We start from the raw sequence: 15,743 nt of genomic DNA on the forward strand, positions 1-15,743 counted from the left end.
GGCTCGGGCAGCAGCCCGAGCCGGCCCAGGAGTTCCATCTGGTCGAAGTAGGCGTGGTGCGATGTAATCACCCCGTCCTTCACCGTAGCGACGTCGCAGCTCCTGACCCTGAGCTGCCTTCCGGTGGGCGGCAGCCTACCGCCGGTGGGCAGGCTCAGCTGCCCGGTGTTCGTGCCAACGACGAAGCCTTCGACGACGGCCACGTCCCCGGCCTCATGCGTGGCAGTCCGTTCGTACCTGACGTCCGGCATCGCTTCCCAGAAGTGTGAGTAATAGTCCGCGATGGCTTGTCGGCCGGTGATCGCGTCCTGGTCCGGGGTGCGGACCACGGCGTCCACGGCGTAACAGCCCGCCAGCGTTTCCCTGTCCTTTGCGTCCATGGCCGCCATCAGCCGGTCCATGACGTCGCGTGCCTGTCCCATTACAGCCTCCAATTGATGTGCCGGCGCCGGGCCCGGTGCCCGCGTCCACGAAGGAAACGTACGACGGCGGAACGCACCGTTGCGATCCCCCCGCCGGGGGTTTCGGGTCACGCCGGAAACCCCCAATTCAGGGGATTGCGGCGCTGGCCGCCGCGACGATACTGGAGGTATGTGGGAGGAGCGCGCGGAGCGTGCCCGGCGTGACATCGCCGCCATGGCCGCAGGCGGGATGGACCTGGCCGGCCTCTACGCGGCGGCGCTGGCCGTCGTGCAACGGGAGGTGCCGTTCGAGCAGGGCTGCTGGGCCGCCGTCGACCCCGACTCCATGGTGATGACCTCCATCACCAACTGGCAGCCGTGGCCGGTGGCCAGCCACCAGTTCGAGGAATATTTCCTGCGCTTTGCCCAGTCCGAGTACACCGGCCGGGAGCCGAACACTTTCGTGGAACTGCTGCGGCGTCCCCGCCCCATCGCCAGGATTTCGGACGCGCCGCACCGGGAGGTGGTGCGCAGTGTCCGGATCAACGATCTGCTCAAGCCCCTGGGCCTGGAACATGAGCTGCGTGCCGCCTTCCGGGTGGACGAGGCGTGCTGGGGAGTGGGCAGCATCTTCCGGGAAGGCGGCCGCGACTTCACCGACCGCGAGGTGGAATTCCTGGGCGCGGTATCCGCCACCCTGGCTGCGGCGACCAGGGCGGCCGTCCGCGTGGCGCACCCCGCCGGGCCTGCCGCCGTCGGGCCCGTCATTGTCCTTGCCGGGCTGCACGGGGACCTGCGTGCAGCCACGCCCGCGGCTGCGTCCTGGCTGGCCGCGGTGGAGGACGCGGCGCCCGGCCGCTTCAGCCAGACGCTCCTTTGGGTGGTGGCGCAGGCGCACGCCGCAGCATCCGGGACGGCGCGGGCGAGGATGCGCGACGCCGGGAACAGCTGGGTGGTGCTGCAGGCCAGCCGCTTGATCACCGGCGATGACCCGGAGCAGATGGTGGTGACCGTGGAACCTGCCACCACCCATGAACTCGCCAGCCTGCTGCTGATGGCGTACGGCGTCACGGCACGGGAGCGGGACGTCTGCCTGGAGGTGCTGTCGGGCGGTTCCACCGCGGAGATTGCCGGGCACCTCTTTATCTCCCCGCATACCGTGCACGACCACCTGAAATCGGTCTTCGAAAAGGTGGGCGTCGGCAGCCGGGGCGAGCTGGTGGCGCGGCTCGTGGCTTGAGGGAAGGGAGGACACATGCATGCGCTGGCGGATCCCATGCGCAGGCACCCGTTGCCGTGGTACTTCGCCGTGACCTTCCTCCTGTCCTGGGGAGCCATCGTGACGGCCGTATGGATGGTCACCGGCGGCCTGTCGCCCACACCCGAACAGTTCCAGCGCACCATCCCCGCTACGGTGCCGGCCATGCTGCTGGGGCCCGCGGTGGCAGGCCTGGTCCTGACGGGAATCGTGTCGGGACGGGAAGGGTACCGGGAGCTTTGGGCGCGGCTGCGGATCTGGCGGGTCGAGGGGCGCTGGTACCTCTTCGCCCTGCTGGCCGCTCCCGTGACGCTGGCCGCACCCGTGCTGGTGCTCTGGATATCGTCCCTGGATTATGCGCCGCGGATTGCCACGGAGCCGGACCGGGGCGGGACACTCGTCACGGGAGTGGTGCTGGGTCTGGTGGTCGGGCTTTTCGAGGAGATCGGGTGGACCGGGTTCGCCATTCCCAGGGCAAGGCAGCACTACAGCGTTCTCTGGACGGGGGTCCTGGTGGGGGTGCTGTGGGGCGCCTGGCACTTCTTCGTGAACTACTGGGGTGGTGGCGGGACGAACGGCGGAGTGCCGCTGGCGGTCTTCATGCCGCTGTGGGTTGCCGGTGTCCTGGCCGGCCAGCTGACGGCCTACCGGGTGCTCATGGTCTGGGTCTACGAGCACACGGGGGAGCGTGTTCGTGGCGGCCGTGATGCACGCCAGCCTGGCGGCATTCCAGTTCATCCTCAACCCGCTGGCACCGGGAGTTCCCCAACAGGTCTACCCGTGGGGGCAGGCGGCCACCATGTGGCTGCTGGTTGCCGCCGTGGCCCTGACAAGCCGGGGCGAGATGACGGGTCCGCGGCGGTTCCTGCCGATTCACGTCCGGTCCCGGCACCGGCCGCCGCGCCGGCGGAGGTAGCTTACGGGGTCCTGCGGGTGGTGGCGGGAAGATGCTGCGCGGGATCGAACCGGTCGAAGGACGAGGCGCCAATCACGAAGATGCCGCGCTGGGGGATCCAGAAATCACCCAGCCTGGTCTGCACGGTGAGTGGCTGCGGGGTGCCGAGGTCCTCGCCGCCGAGGGTTGCCGTGCTGCGGGAGATGAACCACATGCGCCGGGGTTTGGCCCGGAAGCCCTGTTTGTTGGGAACGCTGCCTGTCAGTCCGAGGTGTCCGGCGCTGAGCATGGGGCCTGCGGCGGAACCCATCGACTTCAGGAATGCCTTGTTGGACAAAAGCTTGTTCGGCAGCGCCGTCATCACCGCGCTCATGGCGGCGGTGATGGGCGTCGACCCGAGTTCCACGTTCCAGGTGAGGTTCACGTCCTGGCCGATGGTCACGGTGAAGGACGTGTCGCCGGTCCAGTCGACACCGACGTCGCACTGGACGGCATCAGTGAGGCCGGCGCTGAAATAGCGGGCGCAGGAAACATCCGGTGCTGCGTTCGCGTAAATGGTCCAGGAACCGGAGGGCCGGCGCAGCCAGACCGAGGTGTAGCCCGGCCCCACGCTGGTCACGGGGAAGCGACGCATGGCCAGGACGTGGCCGGTGCTGAACGTCAGCCCCATCACGCCGTACCCGGAGAACCGTTCGTCGTCGCCGGGACTGAGCGTGGCGTGGTGTTCCGCTTCGAGGGCCCGCGTCCGGATGGTCTTCATGGCTTTTCGCCTCCGCATGGATGGTGGGCTGAGTTTACGCCCGGCCCCGCGCGGCTACAACGGACTGTGCTGACAGGCCGGGGACGCCGCTCAGCCCGCGTTCGCCTCCGCCATGATCTGCTCGCGCAGGATGTCCGCATGGCCGCAGTGCTGCGCCAGTTCGCGAAGCATATGGAGGTAGACCCAGCGCAGCGGCACGGGTCCCCGCCGGTTTCCTGTCACCAGGTCATCCAGGCCAAACGGGGCGGCAGCGGCCCGGGAGGCGGCGCAGGCCTCCCGGTGGGCCGCGCGGACGGAGGCGACGGTATCGTCACCGTCCAGGATGAATGATTCGTCCGGGGTGGCCGGAATGCCGATCTCCCTGCGCGGACGTCCGGTAAAGGCCTCATCGAACCAGACCTTTTCGACGAAGGTGGCATGCTTCACCAGCCCCAAAAGGGTGGTCCGGGACGGAACCAGCCGGCGCCTGGCCTGCTCCTCGGTCAGCCCGTCCAGGCACTCATCCAGCGCAGCCCGGTGCTCGTCCAGGAAGAACTCGAACTGGACGCGCTCAGGTTCGTAAATGACGTCATCCATGGAATGGGAATGGGGTGCCATACGCAGACCCTACCAAGCAGGGGGGATGCCGCCGTGGCCCGACTGATCCGCGCTTTAGTTGTGCCTCGCCCAAAGCTGCAGCCACACGAGCAGGCGTGTCTCGGGATCGTCGAGCTCGATGCCGAAGAGCGTCTTCACCCTGGACAAGCGGTAGCGGACTGTATTGACGTGCACCTTCAGTGCATTGGCCGTTTCCATGGCGTTGCCGCCGCAGCTCAGGTAGGCCCGGATGGTCTCCTCAAAGGATTTCCTGTGCTGTTCGTCGTACTCTGCAATCCTCATGGCGTGCACTCCGGGCAGCTGCCCGGACGCGGTCAACGAGGATACAATCCGGCGCAGCTGCAGGCGCGAGCCCAGCGATTCATCGTCGGCCACCACCTGGTCCGAGTCCGGGTCGATCTGTCCTTCCGCAACGGTGCGGACCAATTCGGACAGGACCGTCTCGGCATTGATCCGGGACTCTGCAAGCCGGTTTACGGTAGCCGCGCTGCCCAGTGCGGCCAGGACGGGGCGGCCGAGGGCCCGCCGCGCATTCCTGACAATGGCCAGGATGGCGCCGCGCTGGAAGTGCCAGTCGGAATCGGTTCCCTGTGGCAGTACGACATACACAATGTTGTCCGAAAGTCCGCAGACCGCAGAGGGCAACCGGATAGCGCAGGCGGTTCGGATGGTGTCGAAGAGGCGGAGGCGTGACTGCAGTGTTTGGGCAGCAACTGCGTCCGCGGGCCACGCCGTGAGCGCCGCCACCCGGATGGAGTCCGCGGAGATACCGAGCCGGATAGCTGCCAGCTCGGCGCGTTTCGGTTCGAACAACAGCGGCTGCACCATGTCCAACTGCCGCGTGAGGTTCGAAACGTAAGTGGTGCGCTTGTGCAGGATATGGAGTGCAGCCACGTTCGCCGCTTCCCGCAGGATCCGGGCTGCATCCTTATTCTGGTGACCGGCCCGTTCCAGGAGCCAGAGAGATCCCAGCACACCCGCTCCCGCGCGGATGGATATGGCGGTGCGGCGCAGCTCCGGGTCTTCGGTCTTCACGTCCACCACATCGCTGGCAGCATGGACGCGCCGGTAGTCCCTGTCGGTCTCGGCAGAGCGCGGTACCTGCAGGCGCAGGATGGAACTGCGCCGCGTCTCATCGATGGGCTGGTCCGGGAGTGTTGAATAGGCAAGGATGGTTTGGTCGGGATCCACAATGGCCACGGCACCTCCTGCCTGCGCGGCCACTGTGTTGGCGAGATCGAACAGGTCGCCGGGACGGATGTCCACCAGTGTCCGTCCGGACTGGCGGTGCGGTATGACGGCCGCATCCATGATCTCTGCCAACTGGTTCCATGGCACTGAATCCGAGGCCCGAAAGAGCGCCATTCCGGTTTCGCGGGCGGCCGCCCGGAGCACGGTGTCCGGTTTTCCATTGGTCTTGTAAACGATTCCCACATAGCCGGCGTCGGCGAGGTCCTGGACCTTGGCCCGCAGGCGCTTTCCGGACAACGAGAGGCCGATGGCCAGGGCAAGAGCCCCGGGATACTTCGCGGGCGGGGCCGTGGAGTCGTACAGGACAGAGCCCGCCACCGCCTGCTGGTCATGGTCAGGCATCTCCACCAGGCGCACAATCTCCGAATCCGTGGAGCGTGCCACATCCGAAAGCGTGGGCAGGGAGAGGGGCTCGACGGCGGTCACGCGGCAGCGCCGAAGCAGTCACTTTGGTAGTTTGCGCTAATTCGAAAACTCCTGCCTTGTGGATTTCTCTATAGTCGCACAGCCCGCGGCTTCCTACGCTGAAGTCAACGAACGCAAGCGCAAGCAGTGGAAGGCCGTCATTGAAGATCAGCGAAGCCAAGGAGCTCATCCAGGTCAAAGCACCCGTATTTTCCCGGCGGCGCCGCGTGCTGGCCAACGCGTACAACGTGGAGGAATACCGGAAGTCCGCGCGCAAAGTCCTGCCCGCCGGAATCTTCGACTACCTCGACGGCGGGTCAGAGGACGAGGTGACGCTGCGCCGCAACCGCGCTGTCTTCGACTCCTGGGCCCTCATGCCCAGCTGGGGGCCGGTCGAGGGACCTGATACCAGTACAGCCCTGCTTGGCAGGACCAGCGCCCTGCCACTGACGCTGACCCCCACCGGCGCCACCCGGCTGTTCCACCCCGAGGGAGAGGCAGCCGTCGCGGCGGCAGCCGACCGCGCCCACATCCCTTACGGACTTGCCGGGCTCAGCACAGTGGCTATGGAGACCATTGCCCGGAGCCACCCCGGCTTGGACCGCTGGTTCAACTTCGGGCTGGGCTCGGACCCGCAGGCCGCGAAGGACAAACTGGCACGCTGCGAAGCTGCGGGATTCACCACACTGATTGTCGGCGTCGACACCCGTGCACTCGGTGCAAGGGAACGCGACCTCCACAACGGCTTTACCGCTCCGCCCGCCTTGACGCTTTCGACGATTGCTGACATTGCCCGCCGCCCATCCTGGTGGGTCAACTTCCTGAAGTCAGAGGGCATCAGCTTCCCCAATCTGGATCCACACAGTGCCGCTGCCACCTCCATGGTCACCCCCTCCATGTGGCAGCACATCCTGGGCCATTCGGACGCATCCAGCGGCTGGAAGGAACTCGAAGCACTGCGTCAGGCCTGGCAGGGCAAGATCGTACTCAAAGGCTGCGTCAACCCATCCGATGTGGACAAGGCAGCCCGGATCGGGCTGGACGCCGTGCAGTTGAGCAACCACGGCGGCCGCCAGCTGGACCACATGCTGAGCCCCATGGACGTCCTCCAGGAATCGCGGCAGCGGGTGGGTGACTCGCTGGAGATCTACGTGGACTCGGGAATCCGGCGGGGCAGCGACATCCTCAAGGCGCTGGCGCTCGGAGCAGACGCCTGCTCCATCGGCCGGGCCTACCTCTACGGTCTGGTCGCTGCGGGCTCTCCTGGCGTAGGCCGCATCATTGACATCCTCGCGGACGAACTCAGGCGTACCATGACGCTGGTAGGTGTTTCCAGCGTCCCTGAGCTGAAAGCCAGGGGTGGGGAGATCCTCCGGGACCTCCGTTCTTCCGGCGAAATTCTTGAGACAACGAAGTCAGGCAACAACTAAAGAAGATCCCTGAAAGCTAAGGAAGCCATGCGCACCAGATACGTACTCCCCGTCCTTACCGTAGCCTCGGCACTCGCGCTCTCCGGATGCGTGGACAACAGCCAGCCGGCCGCCACCGGGCCCGCCTCGGCGAGCGGCACCGCCGCCGCCGTCGACGTCAAAAAGAACGACTCCATCGCGGCGTCCCTGCCGGACAAAATCAAGAGTGCCGGGGTCCTGAACGTCGGCATGGCCAACAACTACCCGCCCAACGAGTTCAAGGATGACAACGGGGCGCCGGCCGGGTGGTCCGTTGACCTCACCAATGCACTGGGCAAGGTGATGGGCCTGAAGGTCAACTTCGATATCGGCACCTTCGACAACATCCTGCCCGCGGTGCGTGCAGGCAAGGACGACATGGGCATGTCCTCGTTCACGGACACCAAAGAACGGGAAAAGCAGGTGGACTTCCTCAATTACTACTCGGCCGGCATCCAGTGGGCAGCCCCCAAAGGTAAGACCGTGGACCCTAACAACGCCTGCGGACTGAAGGTGGCTGTCCAGGCAACCACTTATGAGGACACCGACGAAGTGCCCAAGAAGTCAAAAGCCTGCACCGACGCAGGCAAGCCTGCAATTCAGATCTTCAAGTTCGACGCGCAGGACCAGGCGACCAATGCACTGGCCGTGGGGCAGGTGGATGCAATGAGCGCTGACTCGCCCGTCACCCTCTATGCGATCTCCAAGACCAAGGACAAGCTGCAGACTGCCGGCGACGCATTTGAAGTGGCTCCATACGGCATCCCCGTCGCCAAGGGCAGCGACTTCACTCCGGTCCTCCAAAAGGCGCTCCAGTCGCTGATCGACGACGGCACCTACACCAAGATCCTGTCCAAGTGGGGAGTGGAAGCCGGTGGAATAAAGACGGCTGCACTCAACGTGGCATCCAAGGGGTAACAGAACATGAGCAGGGCGGAATCCGACGGAATGATTGAGGCGGACCACGGCAGAGGCCCGCGCAGCGGCAGCGGGCGCGCCGCGGACGATGCTCCGCCCGAGGCCATCGTCGCGATTCCGCTCCGCCACCCCTGGCGGATTCTGATTGCCGTTGTCCTGGTGCTCGGGCTGGCGGTGTTTGTGCTGGACGCCGCACAGCGCCCGGACTACGGCTGGCCGGAGGTGGGCAAATACATCTTTGACCGCCGGATCAGCCAGGCTGCGTGGGTGACATTGTCGCTGACCATCTACGCCATGATCGGCGCGATCGTCATCGGCCTGGTGCTGGCCATCATGCGCCTGTCGCCCAATCCGGTGCTGAAGAACATCGCCTGGCTGTACATCTGGATCTTCCGCGGAACCCCGGTGTACGTGCAGCTGGTCTTCTGGGGCCTGGTGTCCCTGATCTACCCGGTGTTCACGCTGGGCATTCCGTTCATGGACCCGTGGGTCACCATCCCGAACGGGATCTTCACCAACCTCTTCATCACCGCCGTCATTGGGCTCGGCCTGAACGAGGCCGCGTACATGTCCGAGATCGTCCGTGCAGGACTCTTGTCCGTGGACCGGGGCCAGGAGGAGGCCGCCACGGCGCTGGCCCTGTCCTGGGGCCAGACCATGAGGTTCGTCGTGGTCCCGCAGGCCATGAAGATCATCATTCCGCCCACCGGCAACGAAGTGATTTCCATGTTGAAGACCACCTCGCTGGTGGCCGCCATCCCCTTGAGCATCGACCTGTATGGCGTGTCCCGCGGGATCTCCGCCGTTACCTTCACCCCGGTCCCGCTGCTGATCGTGGCGTCGCTCTGGTACCTGCTTTTCACGTCAGTCCTGATGGTGGGCCAGCACTTCATCGAGAAGAGGTTTTCCCGCGGCACCGGCCGGGCGGACTCGGGCAGGCGGTCACCGACGTCGGACACGGCACAAGCGGCAGGCCCGACGGCAGCCCCCGGAGCGGTGCTTCCGGGAGAGCCAGGCGCGCCGCTTGGCAATGACTTTGGAGGTAAGGGATGACGGGCGTGCCGATGGTGCTTGCCGAGAAGGTTTCCAAGAATTTCGGTACGAACAAGGTCCTGCGGGGTATAAGCCTGGAGGTGGGCCGCGGCCAGGTGCTGTGCATTGTGGGGCCGAGCGGATCGGGCAAGTCGACGTTCCTGCGCTGCATCAACCATCTGGAAAGGGTCGACGGCGGCCGGCTTTCGATCGACGGCGAGCTGGTGGGCTACCGCCAGAAGGGCGGCAAGCTCTACGAGCTCAAGCTCTCGGAAGCGGCCTTTCAACGCCGTGAAATCGGGATGGTTTTCCAGCGTTTCAATCTCTTTCCCCACCTGACGGCCATGGAGAACATAACTTTGGCCCCCATCCGGGTGAAAGGCCTCTCCAAGGCCAAAGCCACCGCCCGGGCAAAAGAGCTGCTGGAGCGTGTGGGGCTGGGGGACAAGGGGGACGCCTACCCGGCCCACCTGTCCGGCGGGCAGCAGCAACGTGTGGCCATCGCCCGTGCCCTTGCCATGGACCCCAAGCTGATGCTCTTTGACGAGCCCACGAGTGCCCTGGACCCCGAGCTGGTGGGGGAGGTGCTCGAGGTCATGAAGGAACTGGCCAGGAGCGGCATGACCATGGTGGTGGTGACCCACGAGATGGGGTTCGCCCGTGAGGTCGCGGACACGCTGGTCTTCATGGATGAAGGCGTGGTGGTGGAGGCCGGGCCGCCGCGGGAGGTTCTCAGTAATCCCCGGCACCAACGGACCCAGGAGTTCCTTTCCAAAGTGCTGTAACTTCTGGCGCTCACGCCCGCGTTTCCGGGGGCCGCCGGTGCCGGTGGTGGAGTTCGTAGTGGTCGAACACGTCGGAGGACGTGTCTCCCACATGGCCGAACTTTCCGCGCAGCACTTCTGCCAGGTCATCCAGCGCCGCGTAGAGCATCCGCCCGGCAAACCGCAGTTCAGGGTTGTCGCTGGCCTGGGCTTCCGAGGCCAACTGGTGGGCGTAGGCAACGGTGGCCGGCAGCGATCCCCGCTGTTCCACCTCGTGGAAGTAGTAGGTCTCGTGGAACGAAAGAAGGTCGATGCTGACGGAGGCCACGTTTTCGGCCATCGCCTCCAGCAGTCCCGCCGCATGACCGGCTTCCAGCGCGGCAATGCCGGAGGTTCCCGCCGCTTCCCGGAACAGGTTGAGCCGGTGGGCAAGGGCACGCCGCCGGCTCAGCGCCGGGTAGGTCTGCAGGATCCAGGAGACCGTGGCGGTCAGCAGGCCAAAACCTGCCACGGCCTGGAACGCCATCACCAGGCGAAGGACCGGATGGATGGCCACGATTTCACCGAACCCCGCCGTGGACAGGGCCACCAGCGAAATGTAAAGCGCCTCGGCGAAGTCGGCCTGCCGGGGGATGTCGTTTGAATACGAGAAGCCGGCCGGCAGGTGGGGGAGGTACAGGAGCGCCCAGCCCACGGCAGCCAGGGTGGCCCATGCGGCGATGACCGCAGCCATGGCCAGCGGGGCGGCGACCGATGAGGCGCCGCCCCGCAGTTTCCTGGACAGCAGCCAGAAACCGCGCATGATGGTCCGGCCTACGGGACCGGAGCCATGCGGGTAGAGCAGAGTGTGGAAGACGTCGGCGATCATCAGCAGAATCAGCGCCGCGCCAACCGCCGTCAAAAGTACGCCCTCGAAGTCCATGCCTCATCTTAAGTGCCGCGGAGTGCCGGTCCGCTGGCTAGGCTGGCGCCATGGACTTTCGACTTCGCCGGGCCACCCCGGAAGACGCCGAGGCGGTGGTGCTCATGCAGACGCTGGCGCACGAGGAGTGCTACCCGCACCTGCTCTCGCCGGCCTTCTTCGAGCGGCGCTGGGCCGGCATCCCGGAACGGGTGGAGCGGCGGCGGGTGTTCCTGGACACCCATGAGCCGCGGATCCTCGCCTTCGACGCCGACAACCAGCTGGTGGGCTACGCGGACGCCGGACCCGGGCGGGAGGCGGATGCTCCCGAGGCGCTGGAGCTTTACTCGATCTACACTCTCCGGCGCACCTATGGAACCGGCCTGGGGGCAGCACTGGTGCGTGCCGCCGTCGGCTCCGGTCCGACGTACCTGTGGGTGCTGGAAAACAACCCGCGCGCCCTGGCCTTCTACCTGAAACAGGGATTCCGGCCCGACGGGAAACGCAACACCCTGCCGCCCGAATGGGAGGCACTTCCCGAACTGCGGCTGGTCCGGAGGGCCAAGGAGGCAATGGAACGTTGAGGAGGGCCTATGCCTACTTCGCCGCGCTGGTTGGCATCATCTGCCTGGCGTTCATCCTCGCCATGCTCTTCCTCCCGCTGAACCGGACCGTCCGCAGCGATGTGCTGCAGGGCTTCCTGATTGGCTTTGGACTGGCTTTCGTCACTGCCCAGGTGTACGCAAGGATCAAAGCCGTCCGAGTGAACGGGTGGATCACCATGCCCGGCCTGGGTGATCCGGGCAACGGCGTGCTGATGCGTGCTGCCTGCGCGCAGTTGTTCCCGGGCCCGGTGAACACACCGGATGAGGCGGTCTACTGGTGGGCCAACTCGGATGCGACGGGCGCCCCACTGACCGGCCAGCACGAGTACGTCCTCCGGTTCCCGCCGGGCGGTCTGCCGCCCACCAACGCCTTCTGGTCGCTGACGATGGGCGATGCCAGGAACCGCTTCGTGGCCAACCCCCTCCGCCGGTACAGCGTGAGCGACAGGTCTAGATTGGTCCCCCGTCCGGACGGCTCTGTTGAGGTCTGCATCCAGGCCACCCCTCCGGCAGGCCGCGAACGCAACTGGCTGCCCGCACCGGACGGAAAGTTCATTCTCTGGCTGCGTGTCTACGAGCCCGGGCCGGCAGTCCTGGACGGAAGCTATGTGGTTCCGGCAGTGGCCAGGGCGGGAGGCAGGACGCCATGAGGCTGGAACACCTGCTCATCTTCTTCACGGTCATGGCGGCCACGTGGTTCGCTGCCACCTATTTTTGGCCCCGCATGCTCCTGTCCGTGTTCAAGCGGGCCATCGTGGTCAAGGGCTTCGGCGAAGGTCCCATTCCCGTCAATACCCTGTACACCCAGTCGCAAGCGCTCTTCGCCGACCCCCTCAATGTTCCGGCGGGCACCTCCCGGGTGGCATCGGCCGGCGTCAACCGGGACACCCTCCTGACCTTGGGTTGGCTGGACCTCTCGAAAGGTCCGCTGGTGCTCCACGTGCCGGAGATGGGAGGGCGCTACTACGGCGTGCAGTTCACCAACCCCTCCAACAACACCAATTTCGCCTACGTGGGCAAGCGCACCACCGGCACAGGGGCAGGGGATTTCCTCATCACGGGGCCTGGATGGACCGGTGATGTCCCGGGCGGGATGGGACACATTGCCTCGCCGCGCCGCTCGGTGCTCCTCATCGGCCGCGTGCTGGTCTACGACGACGGCGACCTTGCAACCGCACACAGGCTCTCGACGCAGCTGCGACTGGCGCCCGCGCCGTAACTTCAAGAAGGCACAACGGACGACGGCGGCACAGGGCCGGGTGCCACAGCTGACTTTGGCGCGGCCCGGGCCTTGGTGCACCCCGGGCTACAGCGGGGGGCTTAGAGTGCGGCGGCGAGCGTGCGGCCCACGGTGAGGCCGGTGAAGATGCACCCGCCCAGGAAGGTGCCTTCGAGCGCGTTGTACCCGTGGGCGCCGCCGCCCCCGAAGCCTGCAGCTTCCCCGGCAGCGTAAAGCCCGGGAACGGAAACGCCGTCCCGTCCCATTGCCTGGCCTGTAAGGTCCGTCTGGATTCCGCCCAAGGTCTTCCGGGTGACCACGTGCAGCCGCACGGCGATCAGCGGCCCGGCTTTCGGGTCCAGGATCCGGTGCGGCTTCACGGTGCGGAAAAGCCGGTCTCCCAGGTAGCGCCGGCTGTTCCGGATGCCGGCCACCTGGCTGTCCTTGGAATAGGGATTGCGGATCTCGGCGTCGCGCTCCTCGATCTGCCGCCGGAGGTGCCCGTGGTCCAGCAGCGGCTGGTCCGTCAGGGCGTTCATCCCGCTGACCAGCTCCGCCAGGTTGTCCGCCACCACAAAGTCAGCGCCGTGCTCCTTGAACGCCTCGATGGGGCCGGACGCGCCGCGGCCCAGCCGGGTCTTCAGCAGGAGCTTGAGGTTCCGGTTGGTGATGTCCGGATTCTGCTCGGATCCGGAAAGAGCGAACTCTTTTTCAATGATGCGCTGGTTGAGGATGAACCAGGAATGGTCGTACGGCTGAAGGTCGGGGGTGGTTCGGAGGAGGCGGAGCGTGCCCAAGGTGTCGTAGCCGGGCAGGCCGGGTGCGGGGAGCCGGCGGCCCAGGGCATCGAACCAGAGCGACGACGGCCCGGGCAGGATCCGGATGGCATGGTCCGGCCAGATGGGGTTCCAGTTCCGGATGCCCTCCGTGTAGTGCCACATGCGGTCACGGTTCACCAGCCGGACGCCGGACTCGTCGGCGATGTCCAGCATCCGCCCGTCCACATGCAGCGGCACCCCGGTGACCATCCTGGCCGGCGGCGTCCCCAACCGCTCCGGCCACCAGCGGCGCACCTGCCCGTGGTTGCCGCCGATCCCGCCGGACGCGATCACCACCGCCTGCGCCCGCAATTCGAACTCCCCAACCACGTCCCGGGTGGAGGACACCCCGCGGGGTGAATCATCAGCCGCCAGCACCGCGCCCCGCACCCCGGTGACCGTACCGCCGTCGTACGTTAAACCGTCCACCCGGTGCCGGAAGAAAAACCTGACGGCGCCCGCCGCAGCAGCCGCGCGGGCCTTGTCGGCGAACGGTTCCGACACCCCGGTGCCGGTGCCCCAGGGGACGTGGAAGCGGGGGACCGAGTTGCCGTGGCCGCCGGCCCTGCCATCACCGCGCTCGGCCCAGCCCACCAGCGGGGTGAACCGGATGCCCTGCTGCTGCAGCCACGCGCGCTTCTCACCGGCGGCGAACTCCACGTACGCGCGCCCCCACCTGGCCGCCCATTCGTCCTCCGGGCAGGGGCCGGTGAGGCGGTCCCACTGCGCCGAACCCTGCCAGTCCTGCCATGCCAGCTCAAAGGAATCCTTCACGCCCAGCCGGCGCTGCATCGGGGTGTCCACCAGGAAGAGGCCGCCCAGCGACCAGAACGCCTGGCCGCCCAGGTTGGCCGCGTTCTCCTGGTCCACGATGGCCACCCGCCGTCCGGCTCGGACCAGCTCGTTGGCGGCACGAGCCCGGCCAGCCCGCCGCCGATAATGATGACGTCCGCGTCCATGCGATCCCCGCCCTGCCTGACGATAAGTGAGAGTCCAGCATCAACCTACAGCAGGGCAGCGGCTACGCCCGTCCCGCGAGGACCGTGCCGAGTTTTTGGAACGAATCGCTCCAGCCTGCGGTGTGCAGTGCCAGCCGTTCTTCCGTCAGGAACGGTCCCTGCGAGAGGACCACATGGGTCCCGCTGTCGGCCCGGGCCAGGGAGAGGTCGACGACGGTCTCCCGGTCGTCGGGTGCCGGTTCTTCCCACGAGAACGTGTAGACCACGCGCCAGGGCGGGTCGATTTCCAGGAACGTACCGGAGAGATGGAACGGCTCGCCCTCCGGCGGGGCCATGGTGAACCGGTAGCGGCCGCCGGCCACCAGATTGACCTCCACTGCCGGGATGGTAAAGCCGTGCGGGCCCCACCAGGCCGCCAGTTCGTCCGGTTCCGTCAGCAGCCGGAATGTTTCCTCCGGCGTAGCAGGGACCGTGCATTCCAGGTTCAGGACCAGGCCGGACGTGTGCTCGCTCATCGTTCCACTCTGCCACCACCGGTGTCCGGCGAACAGGTGGCAGTGGGACCCGGCAGGAGGCACATTCCGGCTGTGCGAGCCAGGCTTCCTTCGGCCAGTTGGTGGGACAATGGAGCCAGGACTCCTGTCACGGTGCCGGCCCCGGCACCGGCACCTTCCGCTCAACAAACCAGGAGGGGATCCTGATGGACCCCACCACTGTCATCGCGATTATTGTCGTCATCCTGCTGCTCATCGTGGCGAGGATGTCCATCCGGATTGTGCGCCAATACGAGAAGGGTGTGCTCTTCCGGCTCGGCAGGGTCATCGGTGTCAGGGATCCCGGGCTGCGGCTGATCGTCCCGGTCATCGACCGGCTGCCGCTGGTCAGCCTGCGGATCGTCACCATGCCCATCCAGTCCCAGGGCATCATCACCCAGGACAACGTGAGCGTGGACGTCTCAGCAGTGGCCTACTACCGCGTCGTGGACGCCGTGAAGTCCATTGTCGCCATCGAAAACGTTGCCGCGGCCATCGACCAGATCGCCCAGACCACCCTGCGGAAAGTCGTGGGCCAGCACACCCTGGACCAGACCCTGTCCGAGACCGCGCGGATCAACGCTGACATCCGGCAAATCCTCGATGTGCTCAGCGTTGAGTGGGGCGTGGAGGTCACGCTGGTTGAGCTGAAGGACATCCAGCTGCCTGAAAGCATGAAGCGGGCCATGGCCCGCCAGGCTGAAGCTGAACGCGAGAAGAGGGCAAAGATCATCGCCGCCGAAGGCGAGGCCATCGCCGCCACGGCGCTCGGCGACGCGTCGGACACCATGATGGCCCACCCGCTGGCCCTGCAGCTCAGGAACTTGCAGTCCCTCGTGGAGATCGGCGTCGACAAGAACACCACGGTTGTTTTCCCGGCGCCGCTTATGAGTACCATCGGCGAACTCTCGGCGTTCCTGGCCCGGGAGGGCCAGGCGGCATCGTCCGGTAAGCCACCCATCAAGGCCGCCTGAACGCC

Annotated in this window: 16 protein-coding genes and 2 pseudogenes; 11 read left to right on the top strand and 7 right to left on the bottom strand. The window is 66.4% G+C overall.

All coding sequences use genetic code 11. The features are described 5' to 3' along the window. Positions 1-422 (bottom strand): nuclear transport factor 2 family protein (locus ACWRN3_RS00005; RefSeq protein WP_476739507.1); only part of this gene is annotated, 422 nt, incomplete at its 3' end. Between the two features lie 169 nt (positions 423-591). Here ACWRN3_RS00005 and ACWRN3_RS00010 point away from each other — a divergent pair. The 3 genes and pseudogenes from ACWRN3_RS00010 to ACWRN3_RS00020 all read left to right on the top strand — a co-directional run bounded on the left by ACWRN3_RS00010 (position 592) and on the right by ACWRN3_RS00020 (position 2,575). Next, positions 592-1,641 (top strand): helix-turn-helix transcriptional regulator, encoded by a 1,050-nt coding sequence (locus ACWRN3_RS00010; protein WP_255174657.1) that lies wholly within the window; start codon positions 592-594, stop codon positions 1,639-1,641. 183 nt (positions 1,642-1,824) lie between these two features. Continuing rightward, positions 1,825-2,331 (top strand): annotated as a pseudogene (locus tag ACWRN3_RS00015) (CPBP family glutamic-type intramembrane protease); the annotation flags it as partial. 22 nt (positions 2,332-2,353) lie between these two features. Further along, positions 2,354-2,575, top strand: coding sequence for a hypothetical protein (locus ACWRN3_RS00020; protein WP_476739508.1), 222 nt, complete (start codon positions 2,354-2,356; stop codon positions 2,573-2,575). Between the two features lies 1 nt (position 2,576). On the opposite strand, the gene ACWRN3_RS00025 is transcribed toward ACWRN3_RS00020, so the two are convergent. The 3 genes from ACWRN3_RS00025 to ACWRN3_RS00035 all read right to left on the bottom strand — a co-directional run bounded on the left by ACWRN3_RS00025 (position 2,577) and on the right by ACWRN3_RS00035 (position 5,588). After that, entirely contained in the window at positions 2,577-3,314 is a 738-nt protein-coding gene (locus ACWRN3_RS00025) for a hypothetical protein (protein ID WP_476739509.1), read from the bottom strand. A 90-nt stretch (positions 3,315-3,404) separates the two neighbouring features. Continuing rightward, on the bottom strand, positions 3,405-3,911 hold the full coding sequence (locus tag ACWRN3_RS00030; protein ID WP_476739510.1) for a DinB family protein: 507 nt from the start codon (positions 3,909-3,911) through the stop codon (positions 3,405-3,407). A gap of 54 nt (positions 3,912-3,965) precedes the next feature. Further along, positions 3,966-5,588, bottom strand: a complete 1,623-nt coding sequence (locus tag ACWRN3_RS00035) for a PucR family transcriptional regulator (RefSeq protein ID WP_476739511.1) — start codon at positions 5,586-5,588, stop codon at positions 3,966-3,968. A gap of 140 nt (positions 5,589-5,728) precedes the next feature. Here ACWRN3_RS00035 and ACWRN3_RS00040 point away from each other — a divergent pair, with 140 nt between their 5' ends. Genes ACWRN3_RS00040 through ACWRN3_RS00055 form a run of 4 tightly spaced genes read left to right on the top strand, consistent with a single transcriptional unit; the run spans position 5,729 to position 9,750 of the window. Continuing rightward, positions 5,729-6,997 carry an alpha-hydroxy acid oxidase gene (locus ACWRN3_RS00040; RefSeq protein ID WP_324644371.1) on the top strand — a complete coding sequence of 423 codons (1,269 nt, stop codon included), beginning with the start codon at positions 5,729-5,731 and terminating at the stop codon, positions 6,995-6,997. A gap of 27 nt (positions 6,998-7,024) precedes the next feature. Then, positions 7,025-7,933 carry an ABC transporter substrate-binding protein gene (locus ACWRN3_RS00045; protein ID WP_324644373.1) on the top strand — a complete coding sequence of 303 codons (909 nt, stop codon included), beginning with the start codon at positions 7,025-7,027 and terminating at the stop codon, positions 7,931-7,933. 6 nt (positions 7,934-7,939) lie between these two features. Continuing rightward, positions 7,940-8,986, top strand: a complete 1,047-nt coding sequence (locus ACWRN3_RS00050; RefSeq protein ID WP_255174664.1) for an amino acid ABC transporter permease — start codon at positions 7,940-7,942, stop codon at positions 8,984-8,986. Beyond that, a complete protein-coding gene (locus ACWRN3_RS00055) occupies positions 8,983-9,750 on the top strand; it encodes an amino acid ABC transporter ATP-binding protein (protein WP_476739512.1) in 768 nt (255 codons plus the stop codon). Before ACWRN3_RS00050 ends, ACWRN3_RS00055 begins: the two co-directional genes overlap by 4 nt. Positions 9,751-9,760: 10 nt before the next feature. On the opposite strand, the gene ACWRN3_RS00060 is transcribed toward ACWRN3_RS00055, so the two are convergent. Next, the gene (locus tag ACWRN3_RS00060; protein ID WP_476739513.1) at positions 9,761-10,651 is read right to left on the bottom strand and encodes a potassium channel family protein; all 891 of its coding nucleotides are present in this window, start codon (positions 10,649-10,651) and stop codon (positions 9,761-9,763) included. A gap of 50 nt (positions 10,652-10,701) precedes the next feature. On the opposite strand from ACWRN3_RS00060, the gene ACWRN3_RS00065 reads away from it, so the two are divergent. From ACWRN3_RS00065 to ACWRN3_RS00075, 3 genes are read left to right on the top strand one after another with little or no spacing between them, the layout of a single operon-like run. Then, complete coding sequence (locus tag ACWRN3_RS00065; protein WP_476739514.1) at positions 10,702-11,214, top strand: N-acetyltransferase family protein; 513 nt, start codon at positions 10,702-10,704, stop codon at positions 11,212-11,214. Continuing rightward, positions 11,211-11,885, top strand: a complete 675-nt coding sequence (locus ACWRN3_RS00070; protein ID WP_476739515.1) for a DUF1214 domain-containing protein — start codon at positions 11,211-11,213, stop codon at positions 11,883-11,885. Before ACWRN3_RS00065 ends, ACWRN3_RS00070 begins: the two co-directional genes overlap by 4 nt. Further along, complete coding sequence (locus ACWRN3_RS00075) at positions 11,882-12,454, top strand: DUF1254 domain-containing protein (RefSeq protein WP_476739516.1); 573 nt, start codon at positions 11,882-11,884, stop codon at positions 12,452-12,454. Before ACWRN3_RS00070 ends, ACWRN3_RS00075 begins: the two co-directional genes overlap by 4 nt. A 101-nt stretch (positions 12,455-12,555) precedes the next feature. Here the strand turns inward: ACWRN3_RS00075 and ACWRN3_RS00080 are convergent. Continuing rightward, positions 12,556-14,231 (bottom strand): annotated as a pseudogene (locus ACWRN3_RS00080) (FAD-binding dehydrogenase). A 62-nt stretch (positions 14,232-14,293) separates the two neighbouring features. Further along, on the bottom strand, positions 14,294-14,746 hold the full coding sequence (locus tag ACWRN3_RS00085; protein WP_324644379.1) for an SRPBCC family protein: 453 nt from the start codon (positions 14,744-14,746) through the stop codon (positions 14,294-14,296). 185 nt (positions 14,747-14,931) lie between these two features. Between ACWRN3_RS00085 and ACWRN3_RS00090 the strand changes: the two genes are divergently transcribed. Then, positions 14,932-15,738 carry a slipin family protein gene (locus tag ACWRN3_RS00090; protein WP_476739517.1) on the top strand — a complete coding sequence of 269 codons (807 nt, stop codon included), beginning with the start codon at positions 14,932-14,934 and terminating at the stop codon, positions 15,736-15,738. The last annotated feature ends 5 nt before the right edge of the window (positions 15,739-15,743 follow it).

It is taken from the genome of Pseudarthrobacter sp. rb, assembly GCF_056389225.1.